The 14,727-nt window shown below is 68.6% G+C and carries 8 protein-coding genes; all 8 read left to right on the top strand.

Annotated elements, in window-relative coordinates:
* Window positions 1–317 precede the first annotated feature (317 nt).
* The 8 genes from ACFPQ9_RS35155 (at window position 318) to ACFPQ9_RS35120 (ending at window position 14,667) form a co-directional block, all read left to right on the top strand.
* Window positions 318–1,589 (top strand): extracellular solute-binding protein, encoded by a 1,272-nt coding sequence (locus tag ACFPQ9_RS35155; protein ID WP_380862525.1) that lies wholly within the window; start codon window positions 318–320, stop codon window positions 1,587–1,589.
* A 108-nt stretch (window positions 1,590–1,697) separates the two neighbouring features.
* Complete coding sequence (locus tag ACFPQ9_RS35150; protein ID WP_380862523.1) at window positions 1,698–2,702, top strand: carbohydrate ABC transporter permease; 1,005 nt, start codon at window positions 1,698–1,700, stop codon at window positions 2,700–2,702.
* Window positions 2,703–2,715: 13 nt separating this feature from the next.
* Window positions 2,716–3,621, top strand: coding sequence for a sugar ABC transporter permease (locus tag ACFPQ9_RS35145; RefSeq protein WP_380862521.1), 906 nt, complete (start codon window positions 2,716–2,718; stop codon window positions 3,619–3,621).
* A 204-nt stretch (window positions 3,622–3,825) separates the two neighbouring features.
* A complete protein-coding gene (locus ACFPQ9_RS35140; RefSeq protein ID WP_380862519.1) occupies window positions 3,826–5,502 on the top strand; it encodes a glycoside hydrolase family 13 protein in 1,677 nt (558 codons plus the stop codon).
* Window positions 5,503–5,644: 142 nt separating this feature from the next.
* Window positions 5,645–7,021, top strand: a complete 1,377-nt coding sequence (locus tag ACFPQ9_RS35135) for an alpha-amylase (protein WP_380862517.1) — start codon at window positions 5,645–5,647, stop codon at window positions 7,019–7,021.
* Window positions 7,022–7,136: 115 nt separating this feature from the next.
* Window positions 7,137–12,542, top strand: a complete 5,406-nt coding sequence (gene pulA / locus ACFPQ9_RS35130) for a pullulanase-type alpha-1,6-glucosidase (RefSeq protein ID WP_380862515.1) — start codon at window positions 7,137–7,139, stop codon at window positions 12,540–12,542.
* 75 nt (window positions 12,543–12,617) lie between these two features.
* Complete coding sequence (locus ACFPQ9_RS35125) at window positions 12,618–14,282, top strand: SpoIIE family protein phosphatase (RefSeq protein ID WP_380862513.1); 1,665 nt, start codon at window positions 12,618–12,620, stop codon at window positions 14,280–14,282.
* A gap of 28 nt (window positions 14,283–14,310) precedes the next feature.
* Complete coding sequence (locus tag ACFPQ9_RS35120) at window positions 14,311–14,667, top strand: 5-carboxymethyl-2-hydroxymuconate Delta-isomerase (protein ID WP_380862511.1); 357 nt, start codon at window positions 14,311–14,313, stop codon at window positions 14,665–14,667.
* Window positions 14,668–14,727: the final 60 nt, after the last annotated feature.

Genomic DNA, 14,727 nt, shown 5'->3' with positions numbered 1-14,727 from the left:
TGACCGGCCGCGCCCGGGCTGCTGGGTCATCGCGCTCCCTCGTGAAAGTGATGGCAAGAGCTTGCAGAGTCTTGCACAAGTGGCCCGAGTACCGCTCCACCGCTGTAAAGAAGCGTCTCATGGCGGTCGCACAGCGGTCACGCCCCGGTAACTTCCGTGTCCTCTTGCACTTTTTTTCTGCAAGGTCTTTCGCAAGTCTTTCAGCGCTGTTACGTTCACGTCGCCCGGCCGCTCCATCGGCGCAGTCGGCAAGACAGCAGGGCTCGGCAGACGGGGCCGCCCTGCATCACACGGGCTTTCACCCTCAAGGAGAACTCATGCGGCGTGGCATAGCGGCCACCGCGCTGGTGGCGTCCCTCGCCCTGGCGGCGACGGCCTGCGGCGGCGGGGACGACAGTGGCAGCGACTCGAGCGGGCCGGTGACCCTCACCTGGTGGGACACCTCCAACGCCACCAATGAGGCGCCGACGTACCAGGCCTTGGTCAAGGAGTTCGAGGCCGCCAACAAGGACATCAAGGTCAAGTACGTCAACGTCCCCTTCGACCAGGCGCAGAACAAGTTCGACACCGCCGCCGGTTCCAAGGGCGCCCCGGACATCCTGCGCTCCGAGGTCGGCTGGACCCCCGCCTTCGCCAAGAAGGGCTTCTTCCTGCCGCTGGACGGCACCGAGGCCCTCGCCGACCAGGCCAAGTTCCAGCCCAGCCTGATCGAGCAGGCCAAGTACGAGGACAAGGTCTACGGCGTTCCGTTCACCACGGACACCCTCGCCTTCGTCTACAACAAGGACCTGTTCAAGAAGGCCGGCGTCGAGGCCCCCAAGACCTGGGACGACCTGAAGAAGGCCGCCGCCACGATCAAGGCCAAGACCGGCGTCGACGGCTACTGGGGCTCCACCCAGGCCTACTACGCCCAGACGTTCCTCTACGGCGAGGGCACCGACACCGTCGACGCCGACGCCAAGAAGATCACCGTCAACGGCGCCGAGGCCAAGAAGGGCTACGGCACCTGGCTGAGCCTCTTCGACGGCAAGGGCCTGCACAAGGCCGACACCACCGCCGACGCCTACGCCCACATCCAGGAGGCGTTCGTCAACGGCAAGGTCGCCTCGATCATGCAGGGCCCGTGGGAGATCACCAACTTCTACAAGGGCTCCGCGTTCAAGGACAAGGCCAACCTCGGCATCGCCACCGTCCCGGCCGGCTCCGCCGGCAAGGCGGGCGCCCCGACCGGTGGTCACAACCTGTCGGTCTACGCCGGCTCCGACGAGGCCCACCAGAAGGCCGCGCTGAAGTTCGTGAACTTCATGACCTCGGCGAAGGCCCAGGAGACCATCGCGCTGAAGAACAACACGCTGCCCACCCGCGACGACGCCTACACCGCCGAGGTCAAGGCCGACCCGGGCATCGCCGGCTACCAGGGTGTCCTCGCCGCCGCCCAGCCGCGCCCGGCGCTGCCCGAGTACAGCTCCCTGTGGGGCCCGCTGGACGCCGAGCTGCTGAAGATCGCCGGTGGCAAGGTGTCCCTGGACAAGGGCCTGAGCACCGCCGAGACCTCCATCGCCAAGCTGGTCCCGGACTTCACCAAGTGACCCCGAGTGGCCGCCGGAGCTCCCTGATCATGGGGGGAGAGTTCCGGCGGCCACCGGCCTGTGCGTCGTACACCCTGATCCGTCGATCCTCATGAAGGTTGTCGAACCATGACAGTCGCCATCGACCGCGCGACCGGCAAGCGCCGCGGTGATCGCGCGCCGCGGCCCGGGCTGGGCCAGCGCCTGAAGCACGGCTACCAGAAGCACTGGTACGCCTACGCGATGATCGCCCCCGTGGTGGTCGTCCTCGGTGTGCTCGTCGTGTACCCGCTGGTGTACGGCTTCTACCTCACGCTCACCGACGCCAACAGCCTGAACAGCGCCCGAACGATCGGCGTCAACGAGATCGAGGCCACGTACAAGTTCATCGGCTTCGACAACTACGCCGACATCCTGTGGGGCGACACGGCGTACGACCGCTTCTGGTCGCACTTCATCTGGACGATCTTCTGGACCGCGGCCTGCGTCACCCTCCACTACACGATCGGCCTCGGCCTGGCCCTGCTGCTCAACCAGAAGCTGCGCGGGCGCACCCTGTACCGGCTGGTCCTGATCCTGCCGTGGGCCGTGCCGACCTTCGTCACCGTCTTCGGCTGGCGGTTCATGCTCGCCGACGGCGGCATCATCAACTCGTTCCTGGAGACACTGCACCTGCCGACGCCGCTGTGGCTGGAGGACACCTTCTGGCAGCGGTTCGCCGCGATCATGGTCAACACCTGGTGCGGTGTGCCGTTCATGATGCTCTCGCTGCTCGGCGGGCTGCAGTCCATCGACTCCTCGCTGTACGAGGCCGCCGAGATGGACGGCGCGAGCCGGTGGCAGCAGTTCCGGTACGTCACCCTGCCCGGCCTGCGGTCCGTCAGCTCCACCGTCGTCCTGCTCGGCATCATCTGGACCTTCAACCAGTTCGCCATCATCTTCCTGCTGTTCGGCGACACCGCCCCGGACGCGCAGATCCTGGTGACCTGGGCCTACTACCTCGGCTTCGGACAGCAGCCGCGCGACTTCGCGCAGTCGGCCGCCTACGGCATGCTGCTGCTGGCCATCCTGATCGTCTTCACCTCCTTCTACCGCCGCTGGCTGAACCGCAATGAGCAGCAGCTCGCGATCTGAGGCAGGAGTCCCCATGAGTACGACCACTGTTGAGAACCCGGTGAACAAGCAGGACTCCGTGAAGCCGGCCGCCCCGCGCCGGGTGCGCCGCGGTGAGAACAGCCGCGGGACGTCCGTCGTCTCCCACGGCCTGCTGATCGTGGCGAGCCTGATCGCGCTCTTCCCGGTGGCCTGGCTGGTCTTCCTGTCGCTCGGCCCGGACAAGGACGACTACCTGCACCCCGGCGGCATCTGGAAGAAGATGACGCTGGACAACTACACGTTCGTCCTCCAGGAGACGAAGTTCTTCGACTGGCTGACCAGCACACTCATCGTCACGCTGGGCACCACCCTGATCGGCGTCGTGATCTCCGCGACCACCGGCTACGCGGTCTCACGGATGCGCTTCCCGGGCTACAAGAAGTTCATGTGGGTGCTGCTCGTGACCCAGATGTTCCCGGTGGCCGTGCTGATGGTGCCGATGTACCAGATCCTGTCCGAGGTCCAGCTGATCGACAACTACCTCGGCCTGATCCTGGTCTACTGCTCGACGACCGTGCCGTACTGTGCCTGGCTGATGAAGGGCTACTTCGACACGATCCCGTTCGAGATCGACGAGGCGGGACGCGTCGACGGACTGAGCCCCTTCGGCACCTTCGCGCGGCTGATCCTGCCGCTCGCCAAGCCGGGCCTCGCGGTCGCCGCGTTCTACAGCTTCCTCACGGCCTTCGGCGAGGTCGCGTTCGCGTCGACGTTCATGCTGTCCGACACGAAGTACACCTTCGCGGTCGGGCTCCAGACCTTCGTGAGTGAGCATGACGCGCAGCGCAACCTGATGGCCGCGACCGCGGTGCTGATCGCCATACCCGTTTCCGCCTTCTTCTACTTCGTGCAGAAGAACCTGGTGACCGGGCTTACGGCCGGCGGCACGAAGGGGTGACCTCGGCAGTGGATCGTGCGCGGCGCCGTCGTGGCTGGTCGCGCAGTTCCCCGCGCCCCTTGAGGGGGCGCTGCCCCCTCACCCCCCTGGAAACCCGAGGCGGTCGCGGTGTCCATCCGACCCCGCTGTCACCGCGGCCGCCTCGTCATCACCGTTGTACGCACACCTGACCCCCTGACCCTTCCCCACCGCACCAAGGACGCCATGAGCCAGCAGCACTCCGCCATCGCCCCGGCCCCGCGCTCCGCCGAAGCCCGGCGCAGCGACTGGTGGCGGGACGCGGTGATCTACCAGGTCTATCCGCGCAGCTTCGCCGACAGCAACGGCGACGGCATGGGCGACCTGGAAGGCGTACGCTCCCGACTCCCTTACCTGCGCGACCTCGGCGTCGACGCCGTGTGGCTGAGCCCCTTCTACGCCTCGCCGCAGGCCGACGCCGGCTACGACGTCGCCGACTACCGTGCCGTCGACCCGATGTTCGGCAACCTGCTCGACGCGGACGCGCTGATCCGTGACGCCCGTGAGCTGGGCCTGCGGATCATCGTCGACCTGGTCCCCAACCACTCCTCCGACCAGCACGAGTGGTTCAAGCGTGCCGTCGCGGAGGGGCCGGACTCCCCGCTGCGCGACCGCTACCACTTCCGTCCCGGCAAGGGCGCGAACGGTGAACTGCCGCCCAACGACTGGGAGTCCATCTTCGGCGGCCCGGCCTGGACGCGGGTCACCGAGCCCGACGGCACCCCCGGCGAGTGGTACCTCCACCTCTTCGCCCCCGAGCAGCCCGACTTCAACTGGGAACACCCGGCGGTCGGCGACGAGTTCCGCTCGATCCTGCGCTTCTGGCTCGACATGGGCGTCGACGGCTTCCGTATCGACGTCGCCCACGGCCTGGTGAAGGCGGAGGGGCTGCCCGACCTCGGATCCCATGATCAGCTCAAGCTGCTGGGCAACGATGTCATGCCGTTCTTCGACCAGGACGGTGTGCACGCGATCTACCGCCAGTGGCGCACGATCCTCGACGAATATGCCGGGGAGCGGATCTTCGTCGCCGAGGCGTGGACCCCGACCGTCGAGCGCACCGCGCACTACGTCCGCCCGGACGAGCTGCACCAGGCCTTCAACTTCCAGTACCTGTCGACGGACTGGGACGCGGAGGAGCTGCGCAAGTGCGTCGACCGCACCCTGGAGGCCATGCGCCCCGTCGGCGCCCCCGCCACCTGGGTGCTGTCCAACCACGACGTCACCCGGCACGCCACCCGCTTCGCCAACCCGCCCGGCCTCGGCACCCAGATCCGCACCGCCGGCGACCGCGCGCTGGGCCTGCGTCGTGCCCGCGCCGCCTCCCTGCTGATGCTGGCCCTGCCCGGTTCGGCGTACATCTACCAGGGCGAGGAGCTGGGCCTGCCGGACGTCGTCGACCTGCCGGACGAGGTCAGGCAGGACCCCGCCTACTTCCGCGGCGCCGGTCAGGACGGCTTCCGCGACGGCTGCCGGGTGCCGATCCCGTGGACGCGTACGGGGTCGTCGTACGGCTTCGGCGCCGGTGGCAGCTGGCTGCCGCAGCCGGCGGGCTGGGGTGAGCTGAGCGTCGAGGCGCAGACCGGTGACGCCGACTCCACCCTGGAGCTGTACCGCTCGGCGCTCGCCGTCCGCCGCGCCCAGCCGGACCTGGGTGCCGGCGACGCGGTGGAGTGGCTGAAGGCACCCGAGGGTGTTCTCGCCTTCCGGCGCGGCGAGTTCGTGTGCGTCGCGAACACCGGCGGCGAGTCGGTGACGACCCCGTCGTACGGCCGGCTGCTGCTGGCCAGCGGTGAGATCAGCGAGACGGACGGCGAGGCGAAACTGCCCGGCGACACCACGGTGTGGTGGACGACGGCCTGACCTGACGGTCGTCCGCTCCACAACTTCTTTCGTTGAACTTCGCACGGCCCGCTGCCCTTTTGGGCGGCGGGCCTTTAACATCTGGCCACCGCAAGGTTTCTGAAAGATTGCAGCAAGAACCTTCAACGGAGAAGGACCCCACATGGCCAGCAGCAGGACACTGGCGAGTGCGCTCGCGCTCGCCGCGGCGGCAGCGGTCGCCGCCCCCGTCACCGCCCATGCCTCCCCACCCGGCACCAAGGACGTCACCGCGGTGATGTTCGAGTGGAACTTCGCCTCGGTCGCCAAGGAGTGCACCAACACCCTCGGCCCGGCCGGCTACGGATATGTGCAGGTCTCCCCGCCCGCCGAGCACATACAGGGCGCGCAGTGGTGGACCTCGTACCAGCCGGTGAGCTACAGGATCGCCGGTCGCCTCGGTGACCGTACGGCCTTCCAGAACATGGTGAACACCTGCCACTCGGCCGGCGTCAAGGTCGTCGTCGACACGGTCATCAACCACATGGCGGCGGGCAGCGGCACCGGCACCGGCGGCTCGTCGTACACGAAGTACAACTACCCGGGCCTGTACTCGTCGTTCGACTTCGACGACTGCACCAGCCAGATCAGCAACTACCAGGACCGCTGGAACGTCCAGCACTGCGAACTGGTCGGCCTCGCCGACCTGGACACCGGTGAGTCCTACGTCCGCGGTGCCATCGCCGGCTACATGAACGACCTGCTCTCGCTCGGCGTCGACGGCTTCCGCATCGACGCGGCCAAGCACATGGACGCCGCCGACCTCGCCAACATCAAGTCCCGGCTCAGCAACCCCTCGGTGTACTGGAAGCAGGAGGTCATCCACGGCAGCGGCGAGGCCGTCCAGCCGACCGAGTACACGGGCAACGGCGACGTCCAGGAGTTCCGGTACGCGTACGACCTCAAGCGCGTCTTCAACAACGAGAACCTCGCCTATCTGAAGAACTACGGCGAGGGCTGGGGCTATATGAGCAGCGGCGTCTCCGGTGTCTTCGTGGACAACCACGACACCGAGCGCAACGGCTCCACGCTCAGCTACAAGGACAACGCCAACTACACCCTGGCCAATGTCTTCATGCTGGCCTGGCCCTACGGCGCGCCCGACATCAACTCCGGCTACGAGTTCTCCGACACGGACGCCGGGCCGCCCAACGGCGGTTCGGTGACCGCCTGCTGGCAGAACGGCTGGAAGTGCCAGCACAACTGGCCGGAGATCAAGTCGATGGTCGCCTTCCGCAACGCCACCCGCGGCGAGTCGGTCACCAACTGGTGGGACAACGGGGGCGACGCCATCGCCTTCGGGCGGGGCGGCAAGGGCTACGTCGCCATCAACCACGAGTCGGGCAGCCTGAGCCGCACCTACCAGACCTCCCTGCCCGCCGGGACGTACTGCAACGTGCAGAACAACACGACCGTGACCGTGAACTCCGGCGGCCAGTTCACCGCCACCCTCGGCGCCAACACGGCCCTGGCGATCTACGCCGGCAAGTCGAGCTGCTGAGCGGCCGACTGAAAGTTTTTGCCGATGGTTTCAAGCCTCTTGCTGTAAGTGTTGCGGCGGCGATACGGTCGCGCGGGGTCGGACCCAAAGAGCCGTAATCGCAAGGAGCCCATCTGTGATACCGAGATGGCCGACGCCGTCGAGGCGCCGAACCGCCCATGCCGGACGGGTCGCTGCGGTCACCGTGACCGCGCTGGCCGCAGCGCTCGTCCAGCCACTCGCGGCGCGGGCCGACACCCCGCCCCCACCTCCCTCCGACGCCAGGCTCGCCGCCGAGCCGGCCCGGCACGACGCCACCCGCGACCAGTTCTACTTCGTTCTGCCGGACCGTTTCGCCAATGGCGACACCGGCAACGACAAGGGCGGCCTGACCGGATCCCGCCTCGCCACCGGGTACGACCCCACCGACAAGGGCTTCTACCAGGGCGGCGACCTCAAGGGCCTGACCAAGCGCCTCGACTACATCAAGGGCCTCGGCACCACCGCCATCTGGATGGCCCCGATCTTCAAGAACCAGCCCGTGCAGGGCACCGGGAGCGACGCCTCCGCCGCCTACCACGGTTACTGGATCACCGACTTCACCCAGGTCGACCCGCACTTCGGCACCAACAAGGACCTCGAAACCCTCATCTCCAAGGCGCATGCCAAGGGCATGAAGGTCTTCTTCGACGTCATCACCAACCACACGGCCGACGTCGTCGACTACGAGGAGAAGTCCTACGACTACCTCGCCAAGGGCGCCTTCCCGTACCTGACCAAGGACGGCAAGCCGTTCGACGACGCCGACTACGCGGACGGTAAGTCCGGCTTCCCGGCCGTCGACGAGGACTCCTTCCCGCGTACGCCGAAGGTCGCCAAGAACAACAAGGTGCCGTCGTGGCTCAACGACCCGACGATGTACCACAACCGGGGCGACTCGACCTTCGCCGGTGAGAGCTCCGCCCACGGCGACTTCTCCGGCCTCGACGACCTGTGGACCGAGCGTCCCGAGGTCGTCAGCGGTATGGAGCGGATCTACCAGCGCTGGGTGCGGGACTTCGACATCGACGGCTTCCGGATCGACACCGTGAAGCACGTCAACATGGAGTTCTGGACCCAGTGGGCCACCGCCCTCGACTCCTATGCCGCCAAGCAGGGCCGTGACGACTTCTTCATGTTCGGCGAGGTGTACTCCGCCGACACGTCGATCACCTCGCCGTACGTCACCCAGGGCCGCCTCGACGCCACCCTCGACTTCCCCTTCCAGGAAGCCGCACGGCAGTACGCCTCCCAGGGCGGCAGCGCGAAGAAGCTCGCCGGCGTCTTCGGCGACGACTACAAGTACACGACCGACAAGGCGAACGCCTACGAACAGGTCACCTTCCTCGGCAACCACGACATGGGCCGCATCGGGTACTTCCTGAACCAGGACAACCCGAAGGCCGCGGACGCCGAGCTGGTGAAGAAGGCGAAGCTCGCCAACGAGCTGATGTTCCTCAGCCGCGGCAACCCGGTCGTCTACTACGGCGACGAACAGGGCTTCACCGGCGCCGGCGGCGACAAGGACGCCCGTCAGACCCTCTTCGCCTCGAAGACCGCCGACTACCTCGACGACGACCAGCTCGGCACCGACCGCACCCACGCGAGCGACGCCTACGACACCAAGGCCCCGCTCTACCGGCAGATCAGCGCCCTCTCCGAGCTCCGCAGGGCCAACCCGGCCCTCGCCGACGGCGTCCAGAGCGAGCGCTACGCGGCCGACGGCGCCGGCATCTACGCCTTCTCCCGCACCGACACCCGCACGGGCACCGAGTACGTCGTCGCCTTCAACAACGCGGACGAGGCGCGCACGGCCACCTTCGCGACCGGTTCGGCCGGCATGACCTTCAAGGGGATTTACGGCAGCAGCGCCACCCTGAGGAGCGACGCCGACAAGAAGGTCACCGTCACCGTCCCGGCCGGTTCGGCGGTCGTCCACAAGGCGGCCGGCAAGCTCGCCAAGCCCGCGACCGCACCGACGATCAGCCTGAAGGCCCCGGCCGCCGGCGCCACCGGCACCGTCGAGATGGGTGCCGACGTCGACGGCGGACAGCTCAACCGGGTCGTCTTCGCCGCCCAGGTCGGCGGCGGCAAGTGGAAGACCCTCGGCTCCGCCGACCACGCCCCGTACAAGGTCACCCAGACCATCGGCGAGGACGTGCCGGCCGGCACCGCCCTGCGCTACAAGGCCGTCGTGATCGACTCGGCGGGCCGCACGAAGAGCGCCACGGCGGCCTCCACCACGGGCACCCCGCCCGCGCCCGAGACGCCCACCGCCTCCTCCCGCGACTACGCGGTCGTCCACTACAAGCGCGCCGACGGCGACTACGCGAACTGGGGCGTGTACGCCTGGGGCGACCTCGCCGACGGGGAGTCCACCAACTGGCCGGACAGCCACCCCTTCACCGGCCGTGACTCCTACGGCGCCTTCGCCTACGTCAAGCTGAAGCCCGGCGCCTCGTCCGTCGGCTACCTCGTCATCGACAAGGACGGCAACAAGGACGTCTCCACCGACCGCACGATCGACGTCACCAAGACCGGCGAGATCTGGGTCGAGCAGGGCAAGGAGGCCGTGCTGACCGAGAAGCCGGCGGCCGACTACCCGGCGCCGGACAAGTCCAAGGCAGTCCTGCACTACCACCGCGCCGACGGGAACTACGACGGCTGGGGACTGCACACCTGGACGGGTGCCGCGAACCCCACCGAGTGGTCGAACCCCCTGAAGCCGGTGAAGACTGACAGTTATGGTGCGGTCTTCGAGGTACCGCTCACCGACGGTGCCACCAGCCTCAGCTACATCCTCCACAAGGGCGACGAGAAGGACCTGCCCGCCGACCAGTCGCTCGACCTCACGGCGAACGGCCATGAGGTGTGGCTGTTGAGCGGCCAGGAGAAGTACCTGCTCCCGCAGCCGGCCGGGTCCGCCGCCGCGCTCGACCTGACCACCTCCAAGGCGGTCTGGATCGACCGGAACACGCTCGCCTGGAACGGCTCCGAGGCCGCCGCCTCCACCCAGCTGCAGTACAGCCGGGACGGCGGGATCGCGGTGAAGGACGGCGCGCTGACCGGCCACGCCAAGTGGCTGCGGCTGTCGAAGAGCTCCCTCACCGACACCCAGAAGGCGAAGTTCCCGCACCTGAAGGACTACACCGCCTTCTCCGTCGACCCACGCGACCGCGACCGGGTCCGCGAGGCCCTGCGCGGCCAGGTCGTCGCCTCCCAGCACGCCGCGAACGGTGCCGTGCTCGCCGCGACCGGGGTGCAGATCGCGGGCGTCCTCGACGACCTGTACCCGGGCGCGACGAAGGCGGACCTCGGGCCGGTCTTCGACAAGGGCCGCCCGACGCTCTCCGTGTGGGCGCCTACGGCACAGTCCGTGAAGCTGGAGATCGGCGACTCCACGGTCGCCATGAAGCGCAGCGACAGCACCGGCGTCTGGTCCGTCACCGGCTCCAAGTCCTGGAAGAACAAGCCGTACCGGTACGTCGTGAAGGTCTGGGCGCCCAGCGTCCGCGAGGTCGTCACCAACAAGGTCACCGACCCCTACTCGGTCGCCCTGACCGCGAACTCCGAGCGCAGCCTGCTCGTCGACCTCGACGACCGGACCCTGGCGCCGACCGGCTGGTCCACCTACACCAAGCCCAAGGCGGTGCCGCTGAAGGACGCGCAGATCCAGGAGCTGCACGTCCGCGACTTCTCGGTGGCGGACAAGACGGTGCCCGCCAAGGACAAGGGCACCTACCTCGCCTTCACCGACAAACTCAGCGACGGCTCCAAGCACCTGAAGAAGCTGGCCGAGGCCGGCACGTCGTACGTCCATCTGCTGCCGGCCTTCGACATCGCCACCATCCCCGAACGCCGCGCCGACCAGGCGACCACCGACTGCGACCTCGCCTCCTTCCCGGCCGACTCCGACAAGCAGCAGGAGTGCGTGGCGAAGATCGCCGCGAAGGACGCCTACAACTGGGGTTACGACCCGTACCACTACACGGTCCCGGAGGGTTCGTACGCCTCCGACCCCGACGGCACCGCGCGTACCGTCGAGTTCCGCAAGATGGTCAAGGCGCTCAACGAGGACGGCCTGCGCGTGGTCATGGACGTCGTCTACAACCACACGGCGGCCAGTGGCCAGGCGGACACCAGCGTCCTGGACCGCGTCGTCCCCGGCTACTACCAGCGTCTTCTGCCCGACGGCTCGGTCGCGAACAGCACCTGCTGCGCCAACACCGCCACCGAGAACGCCATGATGGGCAAGCTGGTCGTCGACTCGATCGTCACCTGGGCCAAGAAGTACAAGGTCGACGGCTTCCGCTTCGACCTCATGGGCCACCACCCCAAGGCCAACATCCTGGCGGTCCGCAAGGCCCTGGACGCGCTGACCCTCGCCAAGGACGGCGTCGACGGCAAGAAGATCATCCTGTACGGCGAGGGCTGGAACTTCGGCGAGGTCGCCGACGACGCCCGGTTCGTGCAGGCCACCCAGAAGAACATGGCCGGCACCGGCATCGCCACCTTCTCCGACCGCGCCCGTGACGCGGTGCGCGGCGGCGGCCCCTTCGACGAGGACCCGGGCATCCAGGGCTTCGCGTCCGGGCTGTACACCGAGCCCAACTCCTCGAAGAACAACGGCACCGAGGCCGAGCAGCAGGCGCGTCTGCTGCACTACCAGGACCTGATCAAGGTCGGGCTGTCCGGCAACCTCGCCGACTACCGCTTCACCGACACGGGCGGCAAGGAGGTCAAGGGCTCCGAGGTCGACTACAACGGCGCACCCGCCGGCTACGCGGCCGCCCCCGGCGACGCCCTCGCCTACGCGGACGCGCACGACAACGAGTCCCTGTTCGACGCGCTGGCGTTCAAGCTGCCCGCCACGACGAGCGCGGCCGACCGCGCCCGGATGCAGGTCCTCGCCATGGCCACCGCGACCCTGTCACAGGGCCCGGCGCTCTCCCAGGCCGGCACCGACCTGCTGCGCTCCAAGTCCCTGGACCGCAACTCCTACGACAGCGGCGACTGGTTCAACGCCATCCACTGGAACTGCGCCGACGGCAACGGCTTCGGGCGAGGGCTGCCGCCGGCCGCCGACAACGCCTCCAAGTGGCCGTACGCCAAGCCGCTGCTGGGCACCGTGAAGGTCGGCTGCGAGCAGATCGACGGCGCCTCGGCGGCGTACCGGGACCTGCTGCGCATTCGTTCGACGGAGAGCGCCTTCTCCCTCGACACCGCCGAGCAGGTGCAGTCGAAGCTGTCCTTCCCGCTGTCCGGCAAGGAGGAGACGCCCGGCGTGATCACCATGCGGCTCGGTGACCTCGTCGTCGTCTTCAACGCGACGCCCGAGCGGCAGGAGCAGCGCGTGGCCTCGCTCACCGGCGACGGGTACCGGCTGCACCCGGTGCAGAACGCGGGCGCGGACCCTATCGTCAAGTCCGCCTCGTTCGACGGGAAATCGGGCACGTTCGCCGTTCCGGGGCGTACTGTCGCGGTCTTCACCCGATCCCTCTGATACGCCACTAGTTTGAGTGGGGCGGGCCCGGCCACCGGGTTCGCCCCACTCACGCGTATCCGAGGACTGCCGACGATGAACGATGACGTCCAGCAGTCGGGCACGACCGTGATGGTCGTCGACGACGTCCCGGCCAACCGCTACGCCTTGGGCGCGGTCCTGCGCCGCGCGGGCCACCATGTCGTACCGGTCGCCAGCGCGGGCGAGGCACTGATTGAGCTCGACGTACGGCTCAGAGCGGGCGCCCTGCCCGACGCGGCCCTCGTCGACGTCGGACTGCCGGACATGAGCGGCTTCGAACTGTGCCGTCGGGTCAAGTCCCGGCCCTCCACCGCCGCCCTGCCCGTCGTCCACTTCTCCGCGACGGCCGTGGACGCGAGGGCCCGGTGCCGGGGCCTGGACGCGGGCGCCGACGCCTTCCTGACCGTGCCGGCCGAGCCGAGGGAGATCCAGGCCGTCGTCCACGCGGCGGTCCGCAGGGCCCGCCGGCGCACCGACGCCGAGGCGCTCGCCCACCGTCTGACGCTGCTGTCCCAGGCCATCGTCACCGTGCAGACCGCGCGCTGCCTGGGGGAACTGGCGGACGCGGCAGCCACGGGGGCGGCCCGCCTCACGGGTACACCGGCGATCGTCTTCGTGGTCGGCCCCGACGGCGAGGCCCACTACGGCACGTCCCGCAGCCGCCTGGCCCTCCCCGACAGGGGCCGGCACCAGGCCGCGGCCCGCCTGATCACCCGAATCGCAGACCGACGACCCGGCCTGCACGGCACGGTCGTCCCCGCATCCCTGTGGCCAACGGGCCTCTTCCACCCGGGCATCCAGGACGACGCCCACTTGGTACTGGCGTCATCCAGGGAGACCCGAGCCCAGGTCTGCATAGCGACACCGGCACGAGCAACGCCCCTAAGGGGCGCGGGGAACTGCGCGACAAGCCACGACGCACCCGCAGACGACCGATGGCACCGCGAGGCACTCTCTGTCGTGGAGCGCCTCGCACAGGCAACGGCCCTCGCCGCCGAGCCCCTCCTCATGTACCAGGCCGAGCGGGACATCGCCCTCACCCTCCAGCACAGCTTCCTGCCCCAGCCGCACCGGCTGCCCGACCTGCCGGGCGTCGACCTCGTCGTACGGTACGTGCCCGCCTCCCGGCAGACCGAGATCGGCGGGGACTTCTACGCCGCCCTGCCCACCGGCGACGGCGTGCTCACCGCGGTCGGGGACGTCGTCGGGCACTCGCTGGACGCGGCCACCGTCATGGTCGAGCTCCGCCACGCGCTGCGCGCCTACTCCGTGGAGGAGAGCGACCCGCGTGCCCTCGCCGAACGGCTCGACCGGATGCTCCTGCGCTACCACCCCGAGGTCACCGCCACGGTGTGCCTGGCCCTGATCGACCCCGGCACGGGCGGGGTCCGGATCGCCAACGCCGGTCACATACCTCCGGTGATCGTGCGGGAGGGCGGCCAGGCCGAGTACGTCCCGGTGTGCGGGCCCCTGCTCGGGCTCGAACTCGGCCGCCCCGAGCCGGTCGAACTGGTCCTGCACCGCAAGGAGCGTCTCCTCATGGTCACCGACGGTCTCATCGAGACCCGTGGCGTCGACCTCACCACCTCGATGGAGCAGCTGCGCACGGCCGCCGCCGGTGCTCCGGCCGGCCTCGACGCGCTGTGCGACACCCTGCTGGACTGCTTCGGGCACGACCGGGAGGACGACATCGCCATGCTGGCCCTGCGGTTAGGGTGAGCGCTGCCGTCGTAGAACAGGAGTGCTCATGCCGCAGATCACCGTCGACCACTCGAAGACGATCTCGTTCGACCGGGCGGCCTTCGCCCGGGACCTGCACACCGCGACCGTCGAGATCGCGGCGGCCAAGCCGGAGGCCTGCAAGACGCAGTTCCGGCCCGGCGAGTTCACCGCCTTCGGCTACGAGGACCCCGAGGACCAGCACCACGCGGTCGTCCACGTCACCCTCGGCCTGCTCGCCGGCCGCAGCGACGAGACCAAGGCCAAGCTGACCGAGACGGTCCTGGACCTGTTGCGGCGGCACATCGAGGACGACGGCATCGTGCTGCACGCCTCCGCCGAGATCCGCGACCTCGACGCGTCGTACCGCAAGTTCGAGCGCTAGGTGTACTCGGCCGGGAGGTTGGTGACACGCCTGCTGCCGGTTGTTGATCATGGGGGGACC

It is taken from the genome of Streptomyces coerulescens (genome assembly GCF_042657965.1).
In the GTDB taxonomy this organism is placed as follows: Bacteria; Actinomycetota; Actinomycetes; order Streptomycetales; family Streptomycetaceae; genus Streptomyces; species Streptomyces coerulescens.
This window is presented reverse-complemented; position numbering and strand designations above follow the sequence as displayed.

What these genes read in the sequence shown, in the direction of transcription:
- ACFPQ9_RS35135 (WP_380862517.1), top strand. Translation starts at nt 5,645, where the DNA reads ATGGCCAGCAGCAGGACACTGGCGAGTGCGCTCGCGCTCGCCGCGGCG.
- ACFPQ9_RS35125 (WP_380862513.1), top strand. Translation starts at nt 12,618, where the DNA reads ATGAACGATGACGTCCAGCAGTCGGGCACGACCGTGATGGTCGTCGAC.
- ACFPQ9_RS35150 (WP_380862523.1), top strand. Translation starts at nt 1,698, where the DNA reads ATGACAGTCGCCATCGACCGCGCGACCGGCAAGCGCCGCGGTGATCGC.
- ACFPQ9_RS35155 (WP_380862525.1), top strand. Translation starts at nt 318, where the DNA reads ATGCGGCGTGGCATAGCGGCCACCGCGCTGGTGGCGTCCCTCGCCCTG.
- ACFPQ9_RS35145 (WP_380862521.1), top strand. Translation starts at nt 2,716, where the DNA reads ATGAGTACGACCACTGTTGAGAACCCGGTGAACAAGCAGGACTCCGTG.
- ACFPQ9_RS35140 (WP_380862519.1), top strand. Translation starts at nt 3,826, where the DNA reads ATGAGCCAGCAGCACTCCGCCATCGCCCCGGCCCCGCGCTCCGCCGAA.
- ACFPQ9_RS35120 (WP_380862511.1), top strand. Translation starts at nt 14,311, where the DNA reads ATGCCGCAGATCACCGTCGACCACTCGAAGACGATCTCGTTCGACCGG.